At 61.4% G+C, this 24,276-nt stretch carries 29 protein-coding genes and 1 other RNA gene; 13 read left to right on the top strand and 17 right to left on the bottom strand.

The window, feature by feature from the left end; translation table 11 throughout:
- The first annotated feature begins 1 nt into the window (after position 1).
- Both ACSFC7_RS10775 and ACSFC7_RS10780 read left to right on the top strand, forming a co-directional pair.
- Entirely contained in the window at positions 2–256 is a 255-nt protein-coding gene (locus ACSFC7_RS10775) for a hypothetical protein (RefSeq protein WP_436347684.1), read from the top strand.
- On the top strand, positions 253–492 hold the full coding sequence (locus ACSFC7_RS10780) for a hypothetical protein (protein WP_436347685.1): 240 nt from the start codon (positions 253–255) through the stop codon (positions 490–492). Before ACSFC7_RS10775 ends, ACSFC7_RS10780 begins: the two co-directional genes overlap by 4 nt.
- Positions 493–707: 215 nt before the next feature.
- Here ACSFC7_RS10780 and ACSFC7_RS10785 read toward each other — a convergent pair whose 3' ends face one another.
- The 9 genes from ACSFC7_RS10785 to ACSFC7_RS10825 form a co-directional block, all read right to left on the bottom strand.
- A complete protein-coding gene (locus tag ACSFC7_RS10785; RefSeq protein ID WP_436347686.1) occupies positions 708–1,091 on the bottom strand; it encodes a hypothetical protein in 384 nt (127 codons plus the stop codon).
- Positions 1,078–1,356 (bottom strand): hypothetical protein, encoded by a 279-nt coding sequence (locus tag ACSFC7_RS10790; RefSeq protein WP_436347687.1) that lies wholly within the window; start codon positions 1,354–1,356, stop codon positions 1,078–1,080. The genes ACSFC7_RS10785 and ACSFC7_RS10790 overlap by 14 nt, the downstream gene beginning before the upstream one ends.
- 47 nt (positions 1,357–1,403) lie before the next feature.
- Positions 1,404–1,670: a hypothetical protein gene (locus tag ACSFC7_RS10795; protein ID WP_436347688.1), complete on the bottom strand. Its 267-nt coding sequence runs from the start codon at positions 1,668–1,670 to the stop codon at positions 1,404–1,406.
- 235 nt (positions 1,671–1,905) lie between these two features.
- On the bottom strand, positions 1,906–3,081 hold the full coding sequence (locus ACSFC7_RS10800; protein ID WP_436347689.1) for a hypothetical protein: 1,176 nt from the start codon (positions 3,079–3,081) through the stop codon (positions 1,906–1,908).
- Positions 3,082–3,189: 108 nt separating this feature from the next.
- Positions 3,190–4,014, bottom strand: coding sequence for a hypothetical protein (locus ACSFC7_RS10805; RefSeq protein ID WP_436347690.1), 825 nt, complete (start codon positions 4,012–4,014; stop codon positions 3,190–3,192).
- Positions 4,011–4,598, bottom strand: coding sequence for a hypothetical protein (locus ACSFC7_RS10810; RefSeq protein WP_436347691.1), 588 nt, complete (start codon positions 4,596–4,598; stop codon positions 4,011–4,013). Before ACSFC7_RS10810 ends, ACSFC7_RS10805 begins: the two co-directional genes overlap by 4 nt.
- Positions 4,599–4,600: 2 nt before the next feature.
- Positions 4,601–7,234, bottom strand: a complete 2,634-nt coding sequence (locus ACSFC7_RS10815; protein WP_436347692.1) for an outer membrane protein assembly factor BamB family protein — start codon at positions 7,232–7,234, stop codon at positions 4,601–4,603.
- Positions 7,234–7,974, bottom strand: coding sequence for a hypothetical protein (locus tag ACSFC7_RS10820; RefSeq protein ID WP_436347693.1), 741 nt, complete (start codon positions 7,972–7,974; stop codon positions 7,234–7,236). The genes ACSFC7_RS10815 and ACSFC7_RS10820 overlap by 1 nt, the downstream gene beginning before the upstream one ends.
- 18 nt (positions 7,975–7,992) lie before the next feature.
- The gene (locus tag ACSFC7_RS10825) at positions 7,993–8,424 is read right to left on the bottom strand and encodes a hypothetical protein (protein ID WP_436347694.1); all 432 of its coding nucleotides are present in this window, start codon (positions 8,422–8,424) and stop codon (positions 7,993–7,995) included.
- Between the two features lie 111 nt (positions 8,425–8,535).
- Here ACSFC7_RS10825 and ACSFC7_RS10830 point away from each other — a divergent pair, with 111 nt between their 5' ends.
- Positions 8,536–8,721, top strand: a complete 186-nt coding sequence (locus ACSFC7_RS10830; protein ID WP_436347695.1) for a hypothetical protein — start codon at positions 8,536–8,538, stop codon at positions 8,719–8,721.
- Between the two features lie 105 nt (positions 8,722–8,826).
- Here the strand turns inward: ACSFC7_RS10830 and ACSFC7_RS10835 are convergent, their stop codons facing one another.
- Positions 8,827–9,282, bottom strand: coding sequence for a type IV pilin (locus ACSFC7_RS10835; protein ID WP_436347696.1), 456 nt, complete (start codon positions 9,280–9,282; stop codon positions 8,827–8,829).
- A gap of 329 nt (positions 9,283–9,611) precedes the next feature.
- Here ACSFC7_RS10835 and ACSFC7_RS10840 point away from each other — a divergent pair, with 329 nt between their 5' ends.
- A complete protein-coding gene (locus ACSFC7_RS10840) occupies positions 9,612–10,406 on the top strand; it encodes a hypothetical protein (RefSeq protein WP_436347697.1) in 795 nt (264 codons plus the stop codon).
- A 1-nt stretch (position 10,407) separates the two neighbouring features.
- Here ACSFC7_RS10840 and ACSFC7_RS10845 read toward each other — a convergent pair whose 3' ends face one another.
- Positions 10,408–10,674, bottom strand: a complete 267-nt coding sequence (locus tag ACSFC7_RS10845; protein WP_436347698.1) for a winged helix-turn-helix domain-containing protein — start codon at positions 10,672–10,674, stop codon at positions 10,408–10,410.
- 603 nt (positions 10,675–11,277) lie between these two features.
- On the opposite strand from ACSFC7_RS10845, the gene ACSFC7_RS10850 reads away from it, so the two are divergent.
- From ACSFC7_RS10850 to ACSFC7_RS10860, 3 genes are read left to right on the top strand one after another with little or no spacing between them, the layout of a single operon-like run.
- Positions 11,278–11,583, top strand: a complete 306-nt coding sequence (locus ACSFC7_RS10850) for a hypothetical protein (RefSeq protein WP_436347699.1) — start codon at positions 11,278–11,280, stop codon at positions 11,581–11,583.
- Positions 11,580–11,783, top strand: a complete 204-nt coding sequence (locus ACSFC7_RS10855) for a hypothetical protein (protein ID WP_436347700.1) — start codon at positions 11,580–11,582, stop codon at positions 11,781–11,783. Before ACSFC7_RS10850 ends, ACSFC7_RS10855 begins: the two co-directional genes overlap by 4 nt.
- Positions 11,780–12,823 (top strand): tyrosine-type recombinase/integrase, encoded by a 1,044-nt coding sequence (locus ACSFC7_RS10860; RefSeq protein ID WP_436347701.1) that lies wholly within the window; start codon positions 11,780–11,782, stop codon positions 12,821–12,823. Before ACSFC7_RS10855 ends, ACSFC7_RS10860 begins: the two co-directional genes overlap by 4 nt.
- 409 nt (positions 12,824–13,232) lie before the next feature.
- Here the strand turns inward: ACSFC7_RS10860 and ACSFC7_RS10865 are convergent, their stop codons facing one another.
- From ACSFC7_RS10865 to ACSFC7_RS10875, 3 genes are all read right to left on the bottom strand, one after another.
- Complete coding sequence (locus ACSFC7_RS10865; RefSeq protein ID WP_436347702.1) at positions 13,233–13,391, bottom strand: hypothetical protein; 159 nt, start codon at positions 13,389–13,391, stop codon at positions 13,233–13,235.
- 818 nt (positions 13,392–14,209) lie between these two features.
- Positions 14,210–14,425: a hypothetical protein gene (locus ACSFC7_RS10870; protein WP_436347703.1), complete on the bottom strand. Its 216-nt coding sequence runs from the start codon at positions 14,423–14,425 to the stop codon at positions 14,210–14,212.
- A 203-nt stretch (positions 14,426–14,628) separates the two neighbouring features.
- A complete protein-coding gene (locus tag ACSFC7_RS10875; RefSeq protein ID WP_436347704.1) occupies positions 14,629–15,288 on the bottom strand; it encodes a MaoC family dehydratase in 660 nt (219 codons plus the stop codon).
- 403 nt (positions 15,289–15,691) lie between these two features.
- Here ACSFC7_RS10875 and ACSFC7_RS10880 point away from each other — a divergent pair, with 403 nt between their 5' ends.
- The 4 genes from ACSFC7_RS10880 to ACSFC7_RS10895 all read left to right on the top strand — a co-directional run bounded on the left by ACSFC7_RS10880 (position 15,692) and on the right by ACSFC7_RS10895 (position 19,679).
- Complete coding sequence (locus tag ACSFC7_RS10880) at positions 15,692–17,338, top strand: potassium channel family protein (RefSeq protein ID WP_436347705.1); 1,647 nt, start codon at positions 15,692–15,694, stop codon at positions 17,336–17,338.
- Between the two features lie 66 nt (positions 17,339–17,404).
- Positions 17,405–18,115, top strand: a complete 711-nt coding sequence (locus ACSFC7_RS10885) for a DUF2270 domain-containing protein (protein WP_436347706.1) — start codon at positions 17,405–17,407, stop codon at positions 18,113–18,115.
- A 215-nt stretch (positions 18,116–18,330) separates the two neighbouring features.
- An RNA gene (gene ffs / locus ACSFC7_RS10890) (signal recognition particle sRNA) lies at positions 18,331–18,642 on the top strand.
- A gap of 236 nt (positions 18,643–18,878) precedes the next feature.
- Positions 18,879–19,679, top strand: coding sequence for a LolA family protein (locus tag ACSFC7_RS10895; protein WP_436347707.1), 801 nt, complete (start codon positions 18,879–18,881; stop codon positions 19,677–19,679).
- 36 nt (positions 19,680–19,715) lie between these two features.
- Here the strand turns inward: ACSFC7_RS10895 and ACSFC7_RS10900 are convergent, their stop codons facing one another.
- The 3 genes from ACSFC7_RS10900 to ACSFC7_RS10910 form a co-directional block, all read right to left on the bottom strand.
- Entirely contained in the window at positions 19,716–20,648 is a 933-nt protein-coding gene (locus ACSFC7_RS10900) for a mechanosensitive ion channel family protein (RefSeq protein WP_436347708.1), read from the bottom strand.
- On the bottom strand, positions 20,645–20,893 hold the full coding sequence (locus ACSFC7_RS10905; protein WP_436347709.1) for a YhbY family RNA-binding protein: 249 nt from the start codon (positions 20,891–20,893) through the stop codon (positions 20,645–20,647). Before ACSFC7_RS10905 ends, ACSFC7_RS10900 begins: the two co-directional genes overlap by 4 nt.
- 144 nt (positions 20,894–21,037) lie before the next feature.
- Complete coding sequence (locus ACSFC7_RS10910) at positions 21,038–21,316, bottom strand: ribonuclease P protein component 4 (protein WP_436347943.1); 279 nt, start codon at positions 21,314–21,316, stop codon at positions 21,038–21,040.
- Positions 21,317–21,552: 236 nt separating this feature from the next.
- Here ACSFC7_RS10910 and ACSFC7_RS10915 point away from each other — a divergent pair, with 236 nt between their 5' ends.
- Entirely contained in the window at positions 21,553–23,379 is a 1,827-nt protein-coding gene (locus ACSFC7_RS10915) for an ABC transporter substrate-binding protein (protein ID WP_436347710.1), read from the top strand.
- A complete protein-coding gene (locus ACSFC7_RS10920; protein WP_436347711.1) occupies positions 23,379–24,218 on the top strand; it encodes a phosphatase PAP2 family protein in 840 nt (279 codons plus the stop codon). The genes ACSFC7_RS10915 and ACSFC7_RS10920 overlap by 1 nt, the downstream gene beginning before the upstream one ends.
- Positions 24,219–24,276: the final 58 nt, after the last annotated feature.

Here is a 24,276-nt window from a genome sequence, read left to right on the forward strand (position 1 = left end):
GATGACTATCGACGATCTACTCAGAGAGGCCGAGCGAGAGAGTCGCCGCGAACTCGAGGAGAAGGCGATCGAACTGTACGAAGTCCGCGCGCGAATGCCGACCATTGTTCGCAAGTCGATCGCCCAACTGCTCGAGGAGGCCGACGACCTCGAACACGCCCGCGAACTCGCCGGACTCGAGCGCGACGATCGCCCGAACCCCGCCGAGCCGACCACTCGCGGATTCAAGTACGTCAGCAAGGAGACCGGCACATGAAGGACTATATTCGCGAGGGACCGGGTCCAGGGCTGTCAACAGCCGACTTTGTGCTCGGTTGCCTGCTGTACTGGCGAGTATGGGCGATGGGCGGCATCATGACCGTCGGTTACTTCGGTGGCGCCGCGATCGCGACGACTGCCGGAACAGACTGGTTCTATCCGATCGGATTTGTCGCGGGAGCAATCACGTTCGAGGTGGCCGGTAGACTGTCCAATTTTGGGGACCAGAAATGATCGCTCACTATCTCCCACCAGATTACCCGTGGTACGTCGAGTACCTCCCTCACGGGATGTTTGCTCTGTCGGTAGTGATGTCGGTTTACCTCGCAATTGCGATCTACCGAGACCCTGAATTTCTCCTGTTTTTCCCTCTGGCAGTGTTCGTCCTGGTGGTGATCGCTGTCGAAAAAGTGGTGGCTCGTGTGTCCGATTTCGGTCAGAAAGACCAGTCAGAAAACGTCTGAGATTGCTATTTTTGCCTGCTCAGTTCCACGGTGATCGCCGCCACCATGCCATTTTAGCATGGGCAACGACGCCGATTTCATCATCGTATCCTTGACGATCGTGCAGCCGGAGCGACCGTGTGGCCGGTAGACGACGAAACAGTACCAGCCGTCCGCTCGCCGGAGTTTCTCGTGGTATTCCCTGTAGACCTTGAAATTCCCCGGCTGGCCGTCGCTGTGCTCGAGCATCGTGCTCTTGATTTCCACCGGCGTTCCGTTCTCAAACCGTGCATCGTGCCATGACGCCCGCTCGAGCGTGAACCGTCGTTTCTTCGCCATCCGTTTCTCACACGCCGTTCCGAAGTGATTCGCTCGCTTACTTCGGTTCATGGGCTTCCTCGATGGAATGGGCCTCCGCCCCGATCGGGACGGACACCGGGACCCACTCACGAACTCGTTCGATCGTTTCGGGAATGTCGGTTCCCGTGTAGTACAACAGTTGAGACGTCCACATGAGGGAAATAACGTACCACGTCCATAACGGGAATCCGAAGACTCCCGCCAGCGCCAGCGGAACCGCGAATACGTTCAGTTTAATCGCGAGCAGGATCGCTGGAAGCTCCCACAGACCGGACGAGACGACTGCGAGCAGCACGCCGATAACTACGTCTGCCGAGTGTCGTGAGAGTCGGCGACGGAGCCTCACGGATCGTCCCTCCGTTCGTCACGCCAGCGCCGATCGGCTCGAGCCGTCGACCACGTGAAGAACCCGGCGAAGAGCAGACCGGACAATCCCAGCCCGTACGCGCCCTTCGCGATCGCGGCGACGGCGATCGCGCTCGTGCCACCGATCACGGCCAGCGTCTCTCGAGGGAACACGCCGCGTTCGTAGTCTCGCCGCAACTCGTGGGCCAGGTCGACAGCGGTGAATCGAGCCACATCGATCAGATACCGGAGCGCGACGGTCACGCCGATCGACCCCCATCACGCGCGACGCGATTTTTTCGAAATCGACATCTAAAAAATGTCTGTTTGCTTAGAGTTTGCACGCGCTCCACGCGTGGTAATATATACTCCTCCGCTGCTCGTGAAACGCTCCGCCCATCGGTCGCTTCGCTCCCCCCGGGAGCGAGCGGTGGGCTATGGGCTTGACATCTACTAAAGGGGGGCTGGTTTCGGTTTACAGGTTTACAACCCGCCGCCGTCATGCGATCACGCTCTCTACGGTGTCAACCCATTCTCGCTTCTGGCCGCCTTCATCGATCTCTTTCCACCAGTTTGAGACGGTAGCGTGGCTATACGGCACGAATTCGGAGGTTTCGCGGGCCGACATTCCCTGTTCTCGGCACGCTTCCATCGTCCAGGCGGCCACCTGTTTCACCTCGTCTTCGCCGATCGCCGGCTCGTCGTCGTCGCTCGAGGGAGCGTTCCACGACCAGTCGGCTTCGTCGTTCGTGTGCGGTTCCCAGTCTGCCGGAGGAATCCCGGTGAACGGCCGCGGATCAACGTCCTGCAGTTTCCCGCCGCTGATTCGCTCCGCTTGGATCGCCTTCCCCTGGTCGTTCCGATCCGGCTTTTTCAGGATCGTTCCGACGCGCCAGAGGAGCGGATGTATCGACGATTCGTCGTGGCCGATGTAGATCAGCGCGCCGTTGTACTTGCGGATCTTGAACACCAGCGGACCCATCAGTTTCCGAACTTTCTGGCCGTCCTCGCCGGTCCCGCTCGCGTTCGTCGAGAACTCGTCTCCGATGAACAGTTTCGGCTGTTGTGCGTTCTCGACTGGATCGCCGTCCTTCTCGACCCACTCCTCGAGGAGCGGGTAGTGCGGAATCCAGCCGTCCTCGACATCGCCGGAGTGGGTCACCCAGTCGTCGTTACGCGGCAGCGTGCGGATGTTCGACGCTACTTTGAGATCGCCGTCGACCCACCGATCCCGCAGCTGCGCAATCAGGCACGCGAGGTTCGTTTTCCCCGCTCCCATCTCGCCCAGGATCACGATCACTGGAGCAGGCCCGGCGACGATCTCCTGTAGCCGGGTGATCGCTTTGATACCCGACAGGCTCGCCTCCTGCGACGGGTCGCCGAGATAGTGCTTCAAGGTCAGCGTATCGCCGTTCTCGAGCGCCTCACGCGCCGTGTGGCTACCTTCGCCCTGAACGATCCGCCGGTTCTTTCCGACGTCCATGTACGTCGCTGCGGCCTTCCCTTGCCAGCGGTCCGGGTCGTGGTGGAGCGCTCGAACGGTCATCTGTCGGTCGATCTGCTCGTCACGAACGAATCCCGTGTGCTCGAGCACCTCGTCGGGATTGCGCTTCATCTTGCCGTCCTGATACTCGCGGAATCCGCCGACGTTGTAGTTTTCTTGCTCGTCACTCATCGTTCGAAACCTCCTTTTCTAACTCAGCGATCACCCACGCCGACGCGATCGCGACCGTTCCGATTCCGGCGAACGCTGAAACCATCACTAACTGCGGGAGTGATTCCATCATTGGTCTGTTCCTCCATCGGTTGCAGCGGACTGTTCTGTGGCCTGTGCGCGCGTCTGCGGTGGTCCGCCGACCGTGTTGATTCCGTGCTCGTCGCTGTAGTCCTCGACGTACTCGGTGATGTCCTTAATCTCGTCCGTGTCGGCTTCCTCAGCGTCGTCTTTCGCCGATTCGAACCGATCCTTTACGGACGTGCGCGGGTTCATCAGACCGCGCTCGTCGGCCTCTGCTTCCTCGTTGATCACGTCGCCCTGAATCTGGAGCCCCATCTTCGAGATTCGGCCCCGGAGTCGGTTGTACTCGAGAAACGCGTCAACGAGGTCGCCGTGGATGTCCTCGAGCATGGCTTTCGTCGTGACGAGTTTCGAGTCGGCCATCTGGCTGAAGTAACAGCCGCGAACGATCAGCGTGCCGTGCTCGCCCTGGTCTTCGTGCCAGTCGAACTCGCGCACCTCGAACGACTCCCCGTCGTTCACGCTGTACGGAGACGGCCCCTCGACGGTCTTCTTACCCCACACGGCCGGCTCGACGTAATATTTCTTCCTCACGTCGCTGACACCGTTGATGTGGTAGACTTCGACCATTCGGCGCTGCCGGAGCGCTCGCGCTCCCGTGACGAACAGACCGAGCAGCGGCGGCCCAAGAAGCAACAGCGCTGCGAACCAGCCGAAGACAATCGGCGGAACGCCGGGGAGAGACGGCCGAATCCAGATCAACGCGGCACCAAGCGAGACCGCGAGACCGAGAACGATCAACTGCCCTTCCGCGGCGATGTGGGTGAGCCGATCGGCCCATCCACCGAAGGTGTTGCTCGTGTCGCTCATGCCTCGATTACTCCGCTTTCCTCGGATCGAATCACGTACCACGAGCCGCCCCCGGCCATACCGACCGTCATTAAGACGCCGGAGAACAGCCCGCTTTCACCGCCGAAGTGACGGAACGGGTTTTGTTCGACCTGCCCGATGCTGAGGGTCGCGCCGCCGCCCTGTTCGAGTGACCGTCTCGTCGCGATCGCGACGCCCGCCCCCTGCCGGTCGGTGACCGGCATGGTGATCGTGTTGTTTCCTTCCTCAACGTCGAATTCTTCGTAGTTGAACGAACCTGCACCTTCCTCGAAGTCACCCGCTTCGGTGACCGAAACCCGGGTTCCCTCGTCGGCTTCGATGACGATTTCGAACATTCCGGGGTTGTACGACCAATCGACGATTCTCGTATCTGAGTCGATTTCTCGAACGAAGTCCTCGTTCGGCGAGACCGCCGACTCGTTCGCGCCCTCGAGCTCACCGTCGGCCTGGTCGCTCGAGTTCGTCGTGTTCTCTTGCGCGGCGATCGCGCTGCCCATGCCCATGCCCATGCCCATCGCTGCAAGCAGGGCTACCGTCGTGGCAAAAATCAAAATCCGTTTCATGGTCAGTTACCCAGTCCAGGAATTACGTCGGTCACGATACCGATCACCGCCAGCACGACGACGCCGATGAGACCGAGACCGAGCATCCCCGAATCAACGCCTAAGTCTGAGAAGGGGTTGCTAATCCCTACACTGACTTCGCTATCGCTATCGTCGTCTTCCTCGCCGGCTGCAACAGCGTCAGCGTGTTTCGTCGAGACCTCATCGAGGTACTCGCTGAACGGCTCCATATCGACTTCATCGTACTCGGGTCGGTCCCATTCGGCTTCGTAGTCGTCCTCGAGTTCCTCGCCGTCCGACGTGGTTAGTTTCTGGATCTGTAGTTCGCCGTTTACCAGTTCGTATTCGTCGCCGGACGGGGCGTCGAAGAACGTGCCACGGAATACGTCGTCGTATTCGGGGATCGAAGAGGATACGACTCGAGCGTTATCGCCAGTGTTCTCCTCTATAGCGACCACTTCGTTTTCTTCGAGATCGTAGACGTGGAGTTCCTCATCGAGTCTCCCAGCGATAGCGACGTATCGCCCCTGTCCGGCAATGTCGATCGAGTAAATGCGCTCGCCGAAGTCATACGAGAACGTTGTCGAGCCGTCCTCGGCGTCGAGACCGATCACCGGCCCGCCAGTGTCTTCGGTCGCGACGATCTCGTTCCGTTCGGGGACATAGACTATATCGTCGCTGTATCCGTTGAGGTCAACACTCCAGTCCTCCGACGGCGAAGACGGGTCAGAGAGGTCGTAACGGGTGTAGTTGCCGCTTTGGTCGTGGAAGATGAGCGACTCTCCGTCGTTGAACAGTTCGATAGCGTAGACGCTATCACTGCCTCTGGTCTCAGTGTGGAGCACGTCGCCAGTCTCGGTGTCGAACACCTCGAAATCGGTGTCATCGACCGACGCAACGCCGATCCCGGCTGACTCGGATACCTGGACGTAATCCGAACTGCCAGAGTCGCTCGACCAGTTCTGACTGACGCTGTTTTCCGATACGTCGAACGAGGAATAGGAGCCGCTCGCGGCCACGTAGAGCGTGCTTCCAGACTTGTACGCGCCGTTAACGTCGTCGGGAGCGAGATCGTTTCGCCAGAGTTCGTCGCCCGTATCCATATCGAGTGCGACAACTTCTGACGCTTCGAATTCGGGGACGTAGTACCACAGTTCTCCGTCCTCGTAGGCTTTCGAGTCGATGTTGATCGGGATGGCCCCGGCGGAGACAGTCTCGCCCTGCGTCCAGACCGTGTTTCCAGACATGGCCTGTCGGCAGACGATCGACCCGCCGAGTTCAGCAGTGAACATGAGCGGGTTGCACTGGTACGTTGAGTCAGGTGAGAGCGAGCCGGAGAGGTCGCCGAATAGCTGGCCTTCCAGTTCGACGGTCTGCTCATCGAGCAGTTCGACGCGCTCGAGTTCGCCAGTGTCGGAGTCGCGGACCATCTCGCGGTCAGTGAACCCGTCGTACTCGGCCGTCATCGATGAGACCTCGGAGAGGTCCTGTCGGTCGAGTCCGAGCGAGTTCAGCAGCGCCATTCGGTAGCGGTCCGAGGTCGCATCAGTGGACCCGCTCAGGTGTTCGGTGAGTCCGTAGACGCCACGGACGTCCGACGGTTCGATCAGTCCGTCATCCAGCGCAGCGTAGATGTCGTCGACGAGGCTCAGATCGTAGTTTCCTTTGACCTCCTGCATCTGGTCCTCGATCTCCTCGAGTTGTTCCATCACTTCGCGGAGATCGAATATCGCCTCGGACTCGAGTTCTTCATCCGGGACAGCCATCGACTGGAACAGACCACGGGCATCAGCGGTTTCGTCGTTTTGGGTGGTCAGGTTGAACAGTTCGTCAGTGTAACTGTAGCTGTCGAGGAGGTCTCCGTCGAGTTGGAACGACACGCTATCGCCGTCATCCCACTCTTGGTAGATCACCGGAGAGCGGACCTCTTTGGTTTCGCCGTTTGGAAGCGTAACGTCACTGGTGTTGATTCCGGGTGTGATGTTCGTTTCCTCCTCGACGATCGCGCCAGAGCCCGAGTAGTCGCTATTGAGGATCGTATGCGTGACGAAGCGGTCGTCAATCTCGCTGGACGCTTGAGCCACTTCGGACACGTAGCTGATCTGCTCAAGGACGGTTCCGGCGACCTCGAGCGTGTTTCCGTACGGAACCGAGAACGTGTTTTCTACTGCGTCAAACACGTAATCGTTAGCTTCGCTTGAACTCGCGCCATCTTCCCACGCATCAGCGATCGCCGCCCGTCCGTTGGAGTGGGCGGCCATTTGCAGGTCCGTGAGACGATTATCGAGCATCGTCGCGTAGGCGTTGTTCCACCATTCTCGGGCCGTTATGAGTGCCGAGTAAAGTGCGATTTCGTCTGAGTTCGGTTCGTCGTTCGTATCTCCCGAACCGAAGACCTTCCCGAACAGGAAGCCAACGGTGTCAGGAGCAACGTTTTGCTCCTCAAAGGACTGGTCGTAGTAGTCCGGGTTCGTGGGGTCGTCCGTAGCTGCCGCCGTGCTCGAGGCCGCCACCCCGCCCGCCGCGATCGCCGCGGCCGCGGCCGTCCCCTGGAGGAACGTCCGCCGGTCGAGCGAGCAGCCGGGGACGACCTCGTGGGCCGTGGGCTGTGGGCTGCTGTCTTCTGCCGACGACATCATTCACCTCCCGATCGGACTCGAGCGACGACGCAGGCCACCGCGATCGCCGCGATCGCGACCGCAGCGCCGAAGCCAGGCGAGCCGTCCGAGCCGCCGAAGATACCACCGACTGATCCGTCATCGACCGTGACGGAATCCGCTTCCGTGTCGTCGGCCGAGACGATCACTCGGTACTCATCGCCGTCGACAAGCCCGTCAGCGTCCGTGTATTCAGCGTCCGTCGTGTTGCCCGGATCCGCCGTCATCGAATCGGACACCACCGAATCCGCCGTCGCAGTCACGGACAGAATCGTGTCGTCGGCCGTCAGCGTATCAGACGTGTGGTCGGACAGGTCAACCGTCCCATCGTCCGCGATGTCAGCCGACCCCACCGTTACCGTCGTCGCGGACTGGTCGAGCTCAACGTCGAACGTCGTGTCGTTCGAGACGTTCGAGTCGTCGAACTCGGCGACCGTTTCGTTCAGCGTTTCCGAATCAAGATGCGAGTCGGTCACATCGTCGCCGTCGATCTGGTAGGCAGACTCGCCGTAAATCGTCACGTCCGCCGTCGCGCTCGAGTCCGCGTCATCCATCCAGTCAACTTCAACCGTCACGTTCGCCGAATCGTCGAACACAACCGGTTCGTTCGCCATGTCGGTAACCGCGATCGAGGCCGCGCCGATCCCGGCCGAGCCGACGATCGAGACCGAAATCAGTGCCAGTGCAACTACCGCCGCCGTGAGTTTCGAAAATTGCATTGTGAAGTCCTCTATGTGTTATTTGTAGGCGATAACGTAGAACGCGGCCGCGTTCAGGATCACAGTGAACCAGCCGACGTACCACATCGACTCGAGCGTCACCGAGATGGCCGGAACGAGGCTGCTCAGGATGTTGAGGATGACCGCCAGGAGCACGACGACGGTTTCCACGTCGGTCCAGTCCTCCGGCGTGCTCTCGTTGGTCAACCAAGCGATCACGAGGATACCCATGCTCATGATGAACGCGTAGGTGATCTCTGTCCCGTGGGCCGAGTAAAGCGGTTCAGCGAGCGACATATTGAACGGCGCGAAGAACTCGAGCGTTCCGACCGCGCCGACCGAGATACTCGCGAGCACGAACAGCGGCGCGAGAAGGCTGTCTGTCAGGTCGATTCCGTCCTCCCGACGTACCGTGTCGGGAACCATGTTCTGCGGTAGGCTAAGTGCCATACGCACGCCCGCTTTCCCCGTTCTGACAAAACACTTAGGAATACCGCCGGAATACCTTGGTTATCCAGAGGTTCACCAAGTTTTATGAGAAGTGGGGTCGCGCACCGAGATATGGCACTGAATAAAATTCGGCAGTTGGACAACGACTCCGTCGGGATCACGCTCCCGAAAGACGACATGCGCGTTGAGGGATTAATCGATAAAAACGGCGAACTCGAGGGCGACCATCACATTCACATCCGACACGTCGGCGAAGGAGAGTGGACGCTCGAGTTGATGGAAGGTCTCAACTCATAGTCTAAGTCTGGAATTTGAGGACTAACTATAATATCTCTCTGCTGATTAGCTACCTCAGTGATAAAAAAACGCGGAACCGTAGTGATTTAATTGTTGTTTGCCATGTCAGTCGGTGGTCCAATCCCAATCGAAACTACCGGCGTTGCTCTCTGAATCGCCGTCGATTGCGATAACGTTCGCAGTGCCACTCTCTTGCAAGACTTCACCTTTGTCTGTCTCATTGCCACTGGTGAGCGTCTGGGTATCGCCAGTTTGGTTGAGATCTAGCTCTACTTCATTGTCAAGAGTCTCGTTGAGATCACCACGGAGGACAAACTTATCGACGTTGTTAGCTGTTGTCACATCTAACGACACTTCCTCATTACTGTTGCTGACGTCAGAACTCACAGCAGCGTCCACCGAACCACTTCCCATGTCATCGCCGATATCAAGCACGAACGCGGCGATCACGGCTGCTAGAATCACTGTTATGGCAACCATCAAGATGACCCCGATAACTGGGGACACGGCCCGTTCGTCTTCGCTTCCAATCAGCTTGCTGCGGTACTTTTTCAAATCCATTGTTGTCACGCACCGCCTGAACGGTCGGAAAGCTTATTCTCGGCGGCCCGATACCACCGTGTGACGCTCAGGGGGATTGGGTTTGCACAACCATCCCGTGCGTCATCCTTCCTGCCGTTCGGTTTTGGTGCTGATAGCAACCAGCCCACCGGACCCATATATATCTAGAGGATAGTGAATCTCTCAGAGACTGATAGCGGTTTCATAGATGATAATCAGCGTCTGATAGAATCCTTGCAGTGTGTCCTTGAAACGCTTGAGTCGCCCGATTTCGGAGCTTCGGAGCGAAACCAGCAATTGTTAACCCGGTTCGACAACACTACCTCGATATGACTACTTCGGCATTGATATCCGAACGCGCTCTCGCGCGCACCTACAACACGCCCTCTTACGCAGATCCGTTCGAGTCCGTCGAAGACTACGAACGAGTGATGGAATACGCGAGCAAGCACCCGAACAAAGGATCAGGCGCAATCTCGTCTCAATTAGAACTCCCCCGTGGCCGAATCCGACCGTGGGTAGACAACAACTCGAAACCAGATCCAGTTCGGGCGATTGAAGCGGCACGCGAGTACGGTTGGCTCGAATGTTCCTTCGGGGACCCGGAGTTCACAGCCCTCAACACACTCGTCGCGAACGTCTTTTCGGGTGGATCGATCGCCGAACGCAATTACGAATCGAGCTTCGCACTGAACCATCGGGGCGAAGAGAGCCACGTCTTCGACGCCCTCGAGCTGGCCGGCGTCGACTACCAGGTGGTCGGCGATCGCGATGGCCGGGCGGACGAAGTACGGCCGACCGAACACGGGACGGTTCTCGGTCGCGTGCTCGCGGTACTCGGTGCACCAGTGGGACCGAAAGCCGAGCAGCACCTCTCGTTACCTGGCTATCTTTCGAGCGCACCAACGGACGTTCGCGAGCAGTTCGTGTACGCGTATCTCGAGAATCGAGCCGTCGAACGATCCGGGAAGGATACGCTCACAATACGCGAGAAGCGAAACTGGGACTATCTCTCTTCGTTGGCCGATTTAATCGAGGCGGTGGCAGGTGGATCTGTGAGACTCGGAAAACATGATATCATCGTCTCGGCCGATGCAGCACGCCGCCTCGGGACGGTTCGATAGCTCAAGACGAGTCGTTTTCTTCCAGATCCTCCGCGTCGAGTTCGCCCTCGAGATACGCACGGCCGCGTTCGGTGATCCGGTAGTAACTCCCGTCCACTTTCTCGATGAGCCCGGCGTCCTCCAGCTTACTCATTCGTCGAGAGACCCAGTTTCTCGAATAGTCCAAGTTAACCGCTGCAACTGCGGGCGAGAGGATCAAATCGGATTCCTCCAGTAGCTCGAGAATCCGGTTATCAGTCTGGTTCATCCACTCCACCCGCGGGCGCATACCCGTTCGTCGTATGCATGCATTTAACAGATAACGAATCTTGTATGACCAAATTGCATTCGGTGTTCGATAGAACACGGATTGTTGGGTTAGTATTAAGTAGTCCCCGTGACTGGGTGAGTGCAACGGAGGCCAGACGGACCCGCCGCTACTCGGTCGGGTCCTCGTCAGAAACGCGGACCCGGTGTAGTAGCACCGGCCCGCCTGGCTTCCGTAATCAGGGTACGGAAGCATGTATTCGCACATCGCTACGGGGGAAAAAGCCCCCGATCGGCCGCAGCGCGTGGACTGTAGCCCACAGCCCACGCCGAAATGGAATCGTTTCGGAACTCGACGATACTCGCGAAATCGTTCTCGAGAGCGAGTCTATCACCGAAAGCTGATTTTATCGGAATTCGGAATTCGGGCTCCGACTACTAAGAGGGCGGGGTACAGTCGATACGAACAGCCGACGGACAGCGACCGCACGCGCCCCCTGGTCCAACAAGTGGCGCGCGCGGTTCGTCCGCGGTCCCACAACAGTGAGACCATGAGCGAAATAGCACGCATCCACGGTAAGAGTACCGGATACTGTAACTACAGCGACGATCCCGAGGTGGGCCGATGAGTGACGATCGCGACCAGGAGCGCCAGGCCGACGCGATGGAACGACAGGCCGCGGCCCTCGAGGCGATCGCGACGGAACTGCGCTATCAGAACGCGGCGCTCGTCGAGACGATCGACGTGATCGACCAGCTGGCCGCGCACGTCGACGACCACCACGTTTCGGAAACCGAGCCGCGTAACCGGTCGGGCGCTGCGCTCCAGACGGCGATCGCGGATCGGCTGTTCGAACGCGACGACCGTGAGGACGATCTGATGAACGGCCTAGATCGTTCGGAGAACTGGTCGGACGGTGATGGGCGATGAGCCTCTACGGTCTCTGCTACGACTGCGGCGACCAAGCGACCCTTCGGTTCAAGCCGGACGTTGCGCTCGATGATCAGACCCGGCCGTCGGTCTGCAACGCCTGTCGAATGCGTCGCGAAGAGCGGATGGTCGACGAGTTCCGTGCGGAGCGACCCGTGTCGCCGCGTGTTCCGTCAGTCCCCGATGAGGGTGACCGATGAGCGAGGGTCTCGAGCCGATCACGCCGTCCGCTGCCGTCGACTTGCACCTCGACGCGATGAAGGACGGATCAGCCGAATGGACTCAGACGAGCCACAAGAGCGATCTTCGAGCGTTCGTCGAGTGGTGCCGCGAAGAGGGTGGAATCGACAACATGAACGAACTGAACGGACGGCACCTCTACGAGTTCCGCGTCTGGAGACGCGAAGGCGGCTACTCGAACGGCAAAGACGACGAACTCGCGAAGAAGACGTTGCATTCGAACCTCACTACGATTCGGGCGTTCCTCCGGTTCTGTGGTGACGTGGAGGCCGTTCACGAGGACCTGTATCTGAAAGTCCCGCTGCCGGACCTCTCGATCGGTGACGAAGTCAGTGACAGCAAGATCGTCCCCGAGCGGGTGCCGCCGGTCCTCGAGTATCTCTCTCGCTACGAGTACGCGAGCAGGGATCATGTCATGTGGACGCTGATCTGGGAGACCGGTGCTCGTCTCGGTGGACTCCGCGCGATCGACCTGCAGGACTGCGAACTCGAGGGGCGTCAACCGGGAATCGATTTCGTTCACCGCCCGGAGAGCGAGACGCCGCTGAAAAACGACGAAGGAGGCGAGCGGTACAACCGAATCACCGAGCAGACAGCGAGGATGGTTCAGGACTGGATTGAGGGGCCACGACCGAGCGTCACCGACGACCACGGTCGCGATCCGCTCATCACGACGAAGCAGGGGCGAGTGAGCCGGAGTTGTGTTCGCGATGCGGTCTACCGATGGACCCGCCCGTGTACTCGCGAGGAGTGCCCGCACGATCGTGATCCCGACACCTGCGAGGCTATCGATCACTCGTCGATGAGCAAGTGTCCCTCGAGCCGGTCACCGCACGACGTTCGGAAGGCGAGAGTGACGAAGTACCGAAACGACGGGGTTCCTCGAGGAGTCGTTTCCGACCGCCTCGACGCCTCGGAAGAAATTCTTGACAAGCACTACGACCGCGCCAGTCGGCGTGAGCGAGCATCGCGACGCTGGAAAATAATCAACGGACAATGAATATGAAAACTGCAAGCAAGCAGGTAGCAACGACCCGGCCACTCAAGGCCTGTAGCGCCCATGATTTTGCGACGAACGGACGTGAGGAGCAAATCATGTCCGCGAAGGATTTGAAGTAGAGAACGGCGAGCGGAGCGCGGTTCGGAACGAAGTGAGAACCGCGATGCGAACGGTGAAACCGTGAGCGAAGCGAGCCGTTCGCGTGGTTCAAACCCTGTAGCGCCTGTCCACAATCAACTCAATTCTCAGCTACCTCGAATATTCGAAACGAGGCGTCGAAAGTGGCATCTTCGATGGGTTCGCCGTTCAAGAGCAGGAACGTCGAATCTAATACAAATGAGGAACGAGTTGGGGCTTCGGGATGCCGTGATACCGAGCACAGCGGACGGCTCGAACAGGCGCGACGCAATTACATTGCATCACCGAGTTCCTCCGCTTCCCACTCAGATGCGAGTTCCGTGGCGAGTTCGCGCGGCTTGTGACTGTACACCAAGTGATGCTCGAGATCTTCGCCAGGAGCCATCGTCTCGTTACACAGGTGACAGTAGATCGGTGACGTGGTTGCCATACCGATTATACGCCGTAATCGGCGAAAAACCTCTCGTCGGAACGGAGGTTTTCAGACCAGAAGCGCGATGCTCGAAGCGCCTCGTAGGCGATCGGTGGATACGGGAGGTGAGCGGGGAGTTGCGGACGGTACCGATCACGCGAGACTCCGGAAGTCGTCACCGCCACACTGGCACTGCTCACCGACTCCCATGAGGAAGACGGACCCATCGGTCTCGATTTCGGCGGTGAAGATGGAGCGACAGCCGGTACACCTGACAGCGGTCTTTCTCTGTATCTCCTGGCGGTTCATCACAACGCTCCGTAGCCCAGTCTCGGGCTTTACCTCGTCTCCAAACCACGTTGGGTCGAGAGTCGGGTACTCGAGAACCGTGACCAGAGCGTCGGTCCGCGCCCGAAAATCTCGAGCGGAACGCCGAGCACTCTCCGAGGCCGCTGTGTACGCTATCGAGAGCGACACCGATCGGAAGCAGCAACTGAACGGCTAGCCGATCACGTTCGGAGTCGTTGCGGAAGCGACTCGCGAAGAACGGTGCCGTCCTCGAGCCGACCCGGCGACTGCCTCGAGTCGAGGTCGCCGCCGTTCCGCGAGATCGATCAGTATCCTCGAGCGGTCGACTCGACGGACCTGCTCGGTCGGTGTCCACGGTGATGGCAACCGCTGCCACGAGAGTGAACGCCGAAGACGAGTACGACACGCCAGCAATCCCGGTGGCGCGTGTCAGTGGGCGACGATAGCGCGGCTAGTCGTCCGTGAAAGCGTCGTAAAAGCCGGCCGATAGCGAGCGACTGGTCACCGTTCGATACCCGTTCGAGACGTTAGCTCGATGGCCGCGGCACCGCGGGGCCACCGTCGTTCGTCGGCTCGCTTCCTCCGGACGGCGTGATCCGCTCGAAGTCGCCGTCGCCGCAGGTACACTCCTGTGAGACGCCGATGGGTCTGATCGTCCCGTCCGGCTTCTGCTCGGAGACGAACACCGATTCACAGGAGCGACACACTGCGACGATCCTCGCCTCCGATTCTGACCTGCTCATCGAGTACGAAAAGGAGACGGAGGGGCATCATCATTGCTCCAAGGTATTTTGGCTCTGGGAAGACGACACGAGGGCGAAGCGGCCGCCGCTCACGGGTAACGGCCTCGAAAACGGCGAAATGGACGAGCGACACGACCCGCAGCTATCGACTCACCGGAACCGGAAGCGAAAACGGAATCGGCGCCGCGGACTTCCGATCACGCCTAGGGCTGTGCTTTGATGACGACGATCGCCTCGCCGTCGATCACCGTCTCCTCGTCTGCGGTCTCGACCGTCGTGTGGAGTCGGTACCGGGTGTCGCCGAGCACCTCGACGATCTCGCAGGTGGCGGTAACGGTCTCGCCGATCTCGACAGGCGAGTGGAACTCGAGGTCCTGCGAGAGATAGATCGTCAGGCCGGGGAACCGGGCGAGCGCGGCGCTGATCGTCCCGGCGACGAGCGTCCCGTGGGCGATGCGGCCGCCGAACTGGGTCTGCTCGGCGAACGACTCCGCGAGGTGGAGTCGGTTGGTGTCGCCGGAGACCTGTGCGAACGCGGAGACGTCGGTCTCCTCGATCGGTTTCGTGAATCGGACGTAGTCGCCGACCGCGAGGTCCTCGTAGCTGTCGGTCGAGCGCTCCATCAGCCACGACTCGTCTCCGAAGGCGACTTCGGTGACCGACGGGTCGACCGTCTCGGGCCGTTGCGCTGCGGTGACCGTCCCGCTGGCGTCGTCGGACGACCGGGAAAAGCCCATCGCGGCGAGGAGCGCGTTGTTGGCCTCGACGTAGCTGTTGACGACGTGTTTCGACACGCTCGACCAGTGTTCGCTCGGCGGTGCCCCGGTATCTGTCGCATCGGACTCCGGACAATTACTACTCATGAGTACTCGAGTGCAGCGGATCGTGAGCCGTTCGAGACGTCGAGACGGATCACAACAGCCGTACGTACGCTATCGCCTTTCCATCGTTGCCAAAACACGTTGGGTGTCGAGCGACGACTGTCCGTCTCGAATGGCCGTCGAGCGGCGGGGACGCCACTCGAGGTGTCAACGGTCACCGGAACATCCCATAGACGGAGCTAATCGCGGCGGTTTCCGTCTCAACGGCCGACGACGGAGTGGTTTCGGACGCCCGAGGGTCGACACACCGGGTCCTTGCACTGGCCCCACCAAGAACGATAGCCGACGATCGCAAAGCCCCTCGTGATCGAATGACCGACGGTAACGAGACCGGTTCGTGTACTGACGGGGAGAGGGTGACAGCGCGCATACGGAGCAGGTAACTGTGGCACGACTCACCGCTCGGCTCGCGGGCTACCTCGGCTCGTTGTTGATCCTGACGAGCGTCTACGCCGCCGTCTATCAGTGGGGGATGGCGACGCTCGAGGGCGACCCGCGGACGTGGTATCAGGCCCTCGAAGTCGTCGTCCAGTCGATGACGACGACGGGGTACGGTCAGGACGCGCCGTGGGAAACCCTCGAGATGACGGCGCTGATGATCCTGACTCAGCTGACGGGGATCGCCTACATCTTCGTCGCCGTGCCGCTGTTCGTGGTGCCGTGGCTGCAGACGTTCGTCGAGCCGACGCCGCCGGAGGACGTCGCCGAACTCGAAGATCACGTGATCGTCGTCGGCTACACGGCGCTCTGTGCGTCGCTCATCGAGGAACTCGAGTCGAGCGGGACCGAGTACGTCGTCCTCGAACCGGACGAGGAGCGAGCCCAATCGCTGCACGAAGACGGACTCGTCGTCCTACACCGCGATCCGACGACCGACGATGCACTCGAGGACGCACGGATCGAGGACGCCCGCGCAGTCGTCGTGGACGCCTCGGAGGGCGGGTACATCAGCACGGTCATCGAACTGGCCCGTCACGACGACGGTCCACGAGTGCTCGCGCTCGTCGCCGACCCTTCGCGAGCGCGCTACCTTCGCTACGCCGGTGCCGACGAAGTGGTTTCACCGAAACACCGCCTCGGGAAGGCACTCGGGGACAAGGTCCGCCCGGTCGTCGACGTCGACGACGAACTACGGAACGCGGTCGACCTGGGTACCGACCTCCACCTGGTCGAGTACCCGATCGACCCGGAGAGCGAACTCTACGACGAACCGCTCGCCACCTGCCAGCGCGTCGAGTCCGGCGGTGCGACGGTCCTCGGCGCGTGGATCCGCGGGGACTTCTGCCGGTCGCTCCCGACGGGCGTCCACGCGGACGAGAACACGACGCTGCTGGTCGCCGGAACGGCGGACACGCTCGAGACCGTCCGCGAGGCGACCGGAACCGCCGGCTCCGACTACCGACCGATGCGCGAACCGGTCCTCGTGGTCGGGACCGGCACCGTCGGTTCGTCGGCGATCGGGGACCTCCAGCGCGCCGACGTCGAAACGGTCGTCCTCGATCAACGGGGCGGCGAACTGGTGGATATCGTCGGCGACGTGACGACCGAAGACGGCCTCGCGGCAGCCGACGTCACCGACGCGGGCACCCTCATCCTCGCGCTCGACGACGACGAGAACGCCCTCCTCGCGACGCTCGTCGCGCGCGAACTCAACCCCGACCTCGAGATCTTCGCGGCCGCCGACCTCGAGTCGAACGTCGTTCGGCTTCGCGACGCCGGCGCGACCTACGCCCTTGGACTGCCGAACGTCGCCGGACGGATGCTCGCCCTTCGACTCTTCGAGCGCGACGCCGTGACGTTCGGTGATCGACTCCTCCTCCGTCGCGTCCGGGTCTCGGAATCGGGTGGCGAGCGTCTCGACGCCGCGACGATCCGCGACCGAACCGGCTGTTCCGTCGTGGCCCTCGAGCGAGACGGCGATCTGGACACGGACCTCGAGGACCGAACGCTCGGCGGCGGCGACCGACTCGTCGTCGCCGGGACCGAGTCGGAACTCGAGGCGTTTCGAGAGTCGTTCGGATCGGCCCGATGAGCGATCGAGTCGCCCGGCAATGACCGGTGAAAGCGGGTTGTGTCAGGGTCTCGTACTGGCTCCCGTATGAGCGACGGCGACGCCGATACCGGCTCCGACTTCGAGCCGACGGATCCGGAACAGAAGGAGATCGGGCGCGAGATGGTCGACGAGAGCACCGGCCTCGGCTCCGTCGCGGCCCACCTCTATCGGGGTGAGGTGGAACGCACCGTCGGCTGGCGCGACCGCCTCGACACCACCACGAACTGGGCGGTGACGGTGATGTCCGCCATCGTCGCCTACGCCTTCTCCGGCGACGTCTCGCACGCGGTCATCCTCGCCGGCATCATCATGGGCACCGTCTTCCTGTTCATCGAGGCGCGTCGCTTTCGCGACTACGACATCTGGCGCTCGCGCGTCCGGGTGCTCCAGGAGAACCTCTTCGCGAACGCGCTCGATCCGTCCGAAGGCGTCGAACACGACGCGTGGCGCGCGGAACTGAGCGAGGACTATCGCGACCCGACGACGAACATCAGCTACCGCGGCGCGTTCAGCCATCGGCTTCGGCGGGTGTACCTCCCGCTGATAACCGCGATGCTGGTGGGCTGGGTCTTCCACATCTGGGCGTTCAACCCCGACGACTCGTTCCTCGAGAGCGCCGCTCTCCCCGGAATCGACGGGACCGTCGTCGTCACTATCGTCGCGCTCTACTACGGCACGTTGTTCCTGTTGGCGATCCCGCTGTCGGCGAAGGAACGCGGCGAGTCCGGTGGGGCGGACCACGGCGACATCGAGTGAGCGTTCCCTCGAATATCGTCCTTTCGATCGATTTCGAAGACTCGTGGCCGAGTAATCCCGCTCTCGAGTGCGTCTGCTGTGGGTGCTCGAGCCGTCTGTGACGCTCTCCGGACTCGAGACGCTCCGCCGACTGCCGTGCCGCTGTTTGCTGGTGGCCCCCACGCCCGCGTGCGATTGCCGAGGCGAAAGGTCCTTAAGTTCCACCCGCCTACGAGTAGATGGATAGGTCGGGCAGTTTGGCCCTGCTCACTACCCGCGCTATGGTCATTAGCGGGGACCAAAGACCGCGGGCGTCCGGTCAGACCGGCCGGGGCCCCGGGAGCCAACAGAGAAGCCTCGTCCGTCGGGGACAGCGGTCCACGGTGGCCGTCCGCAGGGACGCCCCACCGTGGTTAGCCGGCGACAGCCCATCAGGCGCGGAAGCGAGCAGTGGACCGCCGGACACCTGTCGCTCGACGGGTCGCGGGGTGGAGAAGGCAACCGGGATTCCCCCGGCCGGAACGCCGGGCAATCGCGGCTTCCACACTCATACTTCATTCCGATTTGTATCCGCGAGCGACCGCGTTGCGCGTCGTACTCGTCAGGTGCCGTCTTCGTCGGAGACGCCCGTCGACGCGTCGCGCTGCCCGCGACGGCCTCCCACTCGAGCGGTCGTCTCCGACCCGCGACCGGAGTCCGGTCGGCTGTAACCGACGGCGCGGTCGCTTTTCGTTCGTCCGGAAGATAGAAAAGCTTAGGACGGTCCCCTCTTATTACCCGCTCCATGGCGTCTCGTCGATTCGTCGCTGCGCTCGGAGCGCTCGCGATCCTCGTTCTCCTCGGCGGCTGTGTTGCAGTCTCCCCGCCCGCGAGCGACGAGCCCGAACCGGAGGATCCCGAACCGGAGGCGATATTCGAGAGCACGTTCGTCTACGGCGACGACCTCGAGGACGTCTCCGGCGAGATGACGATCGAAATCACCGGCGGTAACGAGACGGTTTCCGAAACCGTTCGCGTCCACGAGCGGCCCTACGTCGACTACTACGAGGAAGTGCTCGAGACGACGGAACCAGAACAGGACGGAGCCGTCTTCGCCTCGAACGCGTCGGGAGCGTGGTGGTACTATCCGGAATCGTCGCTCGCCCAGCACCACGAGGCCGCCGAACCGTTCGAGAGCGAGGCCGTGCGGTCGGATCGAGCCGAGATGGCCGAAATGCAACTCGAGTGGTACGACCTCGAGTACCGAGGCACCGAGGAGATCGCCGACCGCGAGACGCACATCCTCGACGTCGATCTGAACGAGGAGGCGGTCGCGGACGGCATTTCGGTCCTTATCGGGAGCACCGAGTACGTCTACGCGCTCGAAACGGTCGAGGCGCCCGACGAACTCGACGTCGTCGAGCAGACGGTCTGGGTCGACGACGAGTACGACTACCCGCTGAAAGAGCGGATGGTCTTCGAGAACGCCGACGGCGAGCGCTACGAGATGATCGAGCGGTTCGAGACGGTCTCGTTCAACGACGGACTCGAGGACGAAACGTTCGAGTTCGAGCCGCCGGAAAACGCCACGGTCGAATCGCGGTAGTCGAACGCGGGTAATCGAGTCGGAACGGCCAGCGCGTCACTCGGCCGTCTGTCCGACGTACTGCGTGTCCTCGAGCTGGAGTCCGCCCTCGAGCGTGCGGACGGGGTAGGGCATGTCGATCCCTTCCTCGTCGAACCGCTCCTTGACGTCGGTGACGTACTCCCCGCGCGTCCGAACGAAGTCGGCGCGCGAGGGATTCGCGATCCAGAACCGCGACTGGAGGCCGACGTCGGAGTCGCCGAGTTCCGTCAGGCGGACGGAGGGTACCGGATCGTCCATGATCTCGGGGTGGCGTTCGGCCTCGTCGACGATGATCTGGGTCGCCTCCTCGATGTCGTCGTCGTAGCCGATCCCGAAAACGAACTTGAGGCGGAGTTTGTCGCCGTCGACGGGGTTCTTGAGGACGCTGTCGGTGAGGTTGGAGTTCGGAACGGTCAGCAGTTCGTTGTCGAACGTTCGAACCCGGGTCACGCGAAGGCTGATGTCCTCGACGGTGCCCGAGTAGGTGCCGTCGTCCCACTCGATCCAGTCGCCGATGCGGAACGGTTTGTCGGTGTAGATGAACACGCCCGCGACGAAGTTCGAGATGACGTTCTGCATCGCCAGTCCGATCGCGAGCGCTCCGGCCGCGGCGATCCCGGCCATGGAGACGAGGAAGTTCCCGAAGCCGGCGAAGCCGAAGGCGACGGCGACGCCGAAAAAGAGGACGCCGAAGCGCGTGAGCATCAACAGCGGGTTCTGGGCGTGTTCGTCCAACTCGCGCCGATCGAGGGCCCGCCGGATCAGCGGGATGACGACGAGGCGGCCGACGAACCAGATTACGGCGAGGGCGAGGACGAACCGGATGATACTCGCCGCGCTCGCGGCGACGGCCGAGTCGACGTACGGGAGCCCCCACTCCTCGAGTCCGCGGCCGATCGGTCCCAGGCCGTCTGCCTGAACGAGAGACGATCCGACGCCGACGCTCATCGATGGACGACTGCCGTGTGCCCGCGCGTGTCGATCAGTTCGGCGTTGACGCGGTCGGCGAGGTCGGTCGCCTTCTCCTCGGTCGAACTGCCTGCACGGGCGGCACGAAGGAACTTGACTTTGACGAGCTTCTCGTTCGAAAGCTGGTCGTCGAGTTCGTCGACGACCGACTCGAGACCGCTCTTGCCGACCCAGACGGTGACGTCGAGATCGTGCGCTTCCTGCTTGAGCGTTTGTTTATCCATGGACTAGCCTAACGAACCGAGCCGTTTGAATCTTCTCGAATCGGCACGTCGCCGGTCCGTGTACACGCGGGTCACAGATCGGCCGGCGTCGACGGTCCGGACGTCGGGTCCGGCCGGTCGCCGAATCCCGCGTCAGCCGCTCGGTCAGTCCTCGTACGGATAGCGCGCGTGAGCCCCGCAGTCACAGGTGATCACGACGTGGCCGTTCTGCAGTCGAACGCGGGCGTTCGTCCCCGGTCGCAGGTACGCGTCACAGCGATCGCAGGTGAACCGTCGGAACTCCCGCGGCAGCGTCAGCCGGTTCCGCTCCGCGACGCGACGGGCGAGTCGGACGTAGTAACGCGCCCGGTCGTCGTCCCGATCCGCTGCCGCCGCTCGAGCCAACTCGTGGAGGCGCTCGATCCGTTCGGCGGCGATGTCCATACCCCGTCTTTCGGCGGTCCACATATCGGTGTTGTGCTCTCGCGGCCCGGTCACTCGAGTGACGTCGGCGACCGACTGGCGGCCCACTACCGTCGAGTTTCGTGGCAACAAATATCATAGATCGAGCGATTCGACGTGAAAAGAAGTCAATTGAAAAAGTATTTTACCCTTCCCCGTAGTCGATCGTAGTACGCAATATTGTTATATATCAACAGCAAAAAGGTGTAATAGACTGAATGAATTGGAACTCAACCGAATCAGATGACGGTGTCGATCGACGATCCGTCCTCGCTGCCGGTGCGGCGGGGCTGTCGCTCTCGTTGAGCGGCTGTATCGACACCGTTCGTAGCGTCGTCACCGACGACAAAGACGACCAGCTCTCGCTCTCCATCGTCACGGTTCCCCGGGACGACAACCGTGAGTCCGTCCAGATCGCCCGCCATCTCGAGTCGAACCTCCAAGCGGTCGGTATCGATGCGGATCTCACGATTCGCTCGCACTCCGAGTTTCTGGAAAAGGTCCTGATCGACCACGATTACGACCTGTTCGTCGGACGCCACCCTGCCGATTACGACCCGGACTTCCTCTACGAGGCCCTCCACTCCTCGTTCGCAGACGAATCCGGCTGGCAGAACCCCTTCGGATACAACGTCAGGGCGGTCGATCGGCTCCTCGAGGAACAACGGCAGGCGGACCCCAAGGATCGGAAAGACGCGCTCGAACCGCTCCTAGAAGAGATCGCGATCGAGACGCCGTTCGAACCGATCTGTCGCCCGACCGAGTACCGAGTCGCCAGCGACCGATTCGACGGCTGGGACGAGAACCACCTCGCGACCCGACGCGGCTATCTCGGCCTCGAACCGGACGACGGTGTCGAGCGATTAGAGGCGCTCGTGACCGACGCACGACCGTCGCGGAACGTCAACCCGCTCTCGGCGACGGGCCGGGAACGGGAGACGGTCGTCGACCTCCTGTACGATTCGCTCGGAACGGTGGTCGAAACCGACGACGGCGATATCGAGATCAAGGAGTGGCTCGCCAAGGAGTGGGAATGGGAGACGCCGGCGGACGACGATGTCGAGAAGACGACCGCGACCGTTCGGCTCCGGGAGGGCTGTACGTTCCACGGCGTCGACGAGAACGACGAGCCGGTGCCGGTCACCGCAGAGGACGTCAAATTCACGTATCAGTTCATCGAGGATACGGTGTATCCGCTCAACGCTCGCCCCTCCCCGGCACCGCGGTATCGCGGCCACGCGAGCGCCGTCGACAGCGTCGAGACCGACGCCGAGGACGAGCACTGGCTTCGGATCACCTTCGACGCCGGTCGAGAGGTCGCCGAACGAGCGCTTACGGTTCCCATCCTGCCGAAACACGTCTGGTGGGCGGAACTCGACGAACGGATCACCGATATCGAGAACGTCTCGGCTCCGCAAGGTCAGTGGGGGATCGTTACCAGCAACTCGATCGCCCCGATCGGGAGCGGTCCCTACCAGTTCGAGAGCCAGTCCGAACGGGATCACCTGACCCTCGAGCGCTTCGACGACCACTTCACGTTCCAGGACGACGCCGACGACGATCACCTCCTCGAGCCGACCGCCGAGGAGATTCGCTTCACCGTCGATCCCGGGAGCGTCTCCTCCATCAACCGCGTTGCAAGCGGCGGTGCCGACCTCACGGAGTCGATGCTCGAGGCCTTCTCGCTGGGCGAAATTCCCGAGGATACCGACGAGATCGAACGCTACGAGGACGACTCGTGGACGTTCTATTACCTCGGCTTCAACTGGCGGAAGTACCCCAAGTATCAGTTCCGGCAGGCGATCGCGCAGTTGATCGACAAGGAGTGGGTCGTCGACGAGGTCTTCTTCGAAGACCACGCGGAGCCGCTGGCGACGCCGGTAACCGACGAGTGGATTCCGGAGAGCCTCGAGTGGGACGGCGGCGAACACGTGACATCGTTCGTCGGCAGTGACGGAGAACCGAACGTCGAACTCGCACGCGATATGTTCGAGGAAATCGGTTACCAGTACGACGATAACGCAGGGCGACTAAGGCACTACTGATGCTCACTGAGGTACTGACGCGACTGGCGGTCGTCGTCGGGATCATGCTCCCGATTTCGATCGCGCTATTTATCGGCCGTGAACGACTCGAGACGACGCTTACGGAGTGGTACTCCCGCTTGCGGATTTCCGGCCCGGTCCTCGTCGTGTTGGGGGTCGCGTTGCTTCTCAATCGGATGATGCGACGAAGCGATCCGGATATCGGCTTCCACATGACCTCGACGATCCGGAGCATCGAAGGGGAGTTTATCCTGATCTTTCAGGATGTCGCCAGCTCGGAGCTGACGACGTACTTCTCGTGGATCTACGTCTACGGCTACACCTATCTGCTGATCTTCCCGGCCGTGGCGTACTTCGTCCTCTCGGACACTCGGATGTTTCGGCGTCTGTTGACGGCCTACGCGCTCAACTACGGGCTCGGGCTCGTCCTGTACCTCCTGGTCATCGCCTACGGCCCGCGGAACATCTTCGCCGGCGAACTCGAGACGGTCCTCTACGATCATAACCCTGAGTTCCAGCACCTCACGCGGGAGGTCAATCGGAACACCAACGTCTTCCCGTCGCTGCACACCTCGCTCGCGGCCACGGTCGGCATCTTCGCGTATTTCACGCGCGACGAGTACCTAAAGTGGTTCCCGGTCGCCGTCGTGCTCGCGGTCAGCGTCATCGTCTCGACGATGTATCTCGGGATTCACTGGGGGATCGACGTCGCCGCCGGACTCGTACTCGCCACGTTCTGCGTCTGGTTCTCGGGCGTCCTCGTCGGCCGGTGGTCGCTGACGGAACTGGTCGGGCGACTGAACGGCAGCGACGAGACCGACGGAACCGATTCGGGCTAATCCGCGAGTCGTCCGAGACGCGCCTCGATCGGACGCCAACACAATACTGTTATATCGC

Origin of the sequence: Natronorubrum halobium, from assembly GCF_051351675.1 — an archaeon.
Classification (GTDB): domain Archaea; phylum Halobacteriota; class Halobacteria; order Halobacteriales; family Natrialbaceae; genus Natronorubrum.

What these genes read in the sequence shown, in the direction of transcription:
- ACSFC7_RS10775 (WP_436347684.1), top strand. Translation starts at nt 2, where the DNA reads ATGACTATCGACGATCTACTCAGAGAGGCCGAGCGAGAGAGTCGCCGC.
- ACSFC7_RS10780 (WP_436347685.1), top strand. Translation starts at nt 253, where the DNA reads ATGAAGGACTATATTCGCGAGGGACCGGGTCCAGGGCTGTCAACAGCC.
- ACSFC7_RS10785 (WP_436347686.1), bottom strand. Translation starts at nt 1,091, where the DNA reads ATGAACCGAAGTAAGCGAGCGAATCACTTCGGAACGGCGTGTGAGAAA.
- ACSFC7_RS10800 (WP_436347689.1), bottom strand. Translation starts at nt 3,081, where the DNA reads ATGAGTGACGAGCAAGAAAACTACAACGTCGGCGGATTCCGCGAGTAT.
- ACSFC7_RS10805 (WP_436347690.1), bottom strand. Translation starts at nt 4,014, where the DNA reads ATGAGCGACACGAGCAACACCTTCGGTGGATGGGCCGATCGGCTCACC.
- ACSFC7_RS10810 (WP_436347691.1), bottom strand. Translation starts at nt 4,598, where the DNA reads ATGAAACGGATTTTGATTTTTGCCACGACGGTAGCCCTGCTTGCAGCG.
- ACSFC7_RS10815 (WP_436347692.1), bottom strand. Translation starts at nt 7,234, where the DNA reads ATGTCGTCGGCAGAAGACAGCAGCCCACAGCCCACGGCCCACGAGGTC.
- ACSFC7_RS10820 (WP_436347693.1), bottom strand. Translation starts at nt 7,974, where the DNA reads ATGCAATTTTCGAAACTCACGGCGGCGGTAGTTGCACTGGCACTGATT.
- ACSFC7_RS10825 (WP_436347694.1), bottom strand. Translation starts at nt 8,424, where the DNA reads ATGGCACTTAGCCTACCGCAGAACATGGTTCCCGACACGGTACGTCGG.
- ACSFC7_RS10830 (WP_436347695.1), top strand. Translation starts at nt 8,536, where the DNA reads ATGGCACTGAATAAAATTCGGCAGTTGGACAACGACTCCGTCGGGATC.
- ACSFC7_RS10835 (WP_436347696.1), bottom strand. Translation starts at nt 9,282, where the DNA reads ATGGATTTGAAAAAGTACCGCAGCAAGCTGATTGGAAGCGAAGACGAA.
- ACSFC7_RS10840 (WP_436347697.1), top strand. Translation starts at nt 9,612, where the DNA reads ATGACTACTTCGGCATTGATATCCGAACGCGCTCTCGCGCGCACCTAC.
- ACSFC7_RS10845 (WP_436347698.1), bottom strand. Translation starts at nt 10,674, where the DNA reads ATGCGCCCGCGGGTGGAGTGGATGAACCAGACTGATAACCGGATTCTC.
- ACSFC7_RS10850 (WP_436347699.1), top strand. Translation starts at nt 11,278, where the DNA reads ATGAGTGACGATCGCGACCAGGAGCGCCAGGCCGACGCGATGGAACGA.
- ACSFC7_RS10855 (WP_436347700.1), top strand. Translation starts at nt 11,580, where the DNA reads ATGAGCCTCTACGGTCTCTGCTACGACTGCGGCGACCAAGCGACCCTT.
- ACSFC7_RS10860 (WP_436347701.1), top strand. Translation starts at nt 11,780, where the DNA reads ATGAGCGAGGGTCTCGAGCCGATCACGCCGTCCGCTGCCGTCGACTTG.
- ACSFC7_RS10865 (WP_436347702.1), bottom strand. Translation starts at nt 13,391, where the DNA reads ATGGCAACCACGTCACCGATCTACTGTCACCTGTGTAACGAGACGATG.
- ACSFC7_RS10870 (WP_436347703.1), bottom strand. Translation starts at nt 14,425, where the DNA reads ATGAGCAGGTCAGAATCGGAGGCGAGGATCGTCGCAGTGTGTCGCTCC.
- ACSFC7_RS10875 (WP_436347704.1), bottom strand. Translation starts at nt 15,288, where the DNA reads ATGAGTAGTAATTGTCCGGAGTCCGATGCGACAGATACCGGGGCACCG.
- ACSFC7_RS10885 (WP_436347706.1), top strand. Translation starts at nt 17,405, where the DNA reads ATGAGCGACGGCGACGCCGATACCGGCTCCGACTTCGAGCCGACGGAT.
- ACSFC7_RS10895 (WP_436347707.1), top strand. Translation starts at nt 18,879, where the DNA reads ATGGCGTCTCGTCGATTCGTCGCTGCGCTCGGAGCGCTCGCGATCCTC.
- ACSFC7_RS10900 (WP_436347708.1), bottom strand. Translation starts at nt 20,648, where the DNA reads ATGAGCGTCGGCGTCGGATCGTCTCTCGTTCAGGCAGACGGCCTGGGA.
- ACSFC7_RS10905 (WP_436347709.1), bottom strand. Translation starts at nt 20,893, where the DNA reads ATGGATAAACAAACGCTCAAGCAGGAAGCGCACGATCTCGACGTCACC.
- ACSFC7_RS10910 (WP_436347943.1), bottom strand. Translation starts at nt 21,316, where the DNA reads ATGGACATCGCCGCCGAACGGATCGAGCGCCTCCACGAGTTGGCTCGA.
- ACSFC7_RS10915 (WP_436347710.1), top strand. Translation starts at nt 21,553, where the DNA reads ATGAATTGGAACTCAACCGAATCAGATGACGGTGTCGATCGACGATCC.
- ACSFC7_RS10920 (WP_436347711.1), top strand. Translation starts at nt 23,379, where the DNA reads ATGCTCACTGAGGTACTGACGCGACTGGCGGTCGTCGTCGGGATCATG.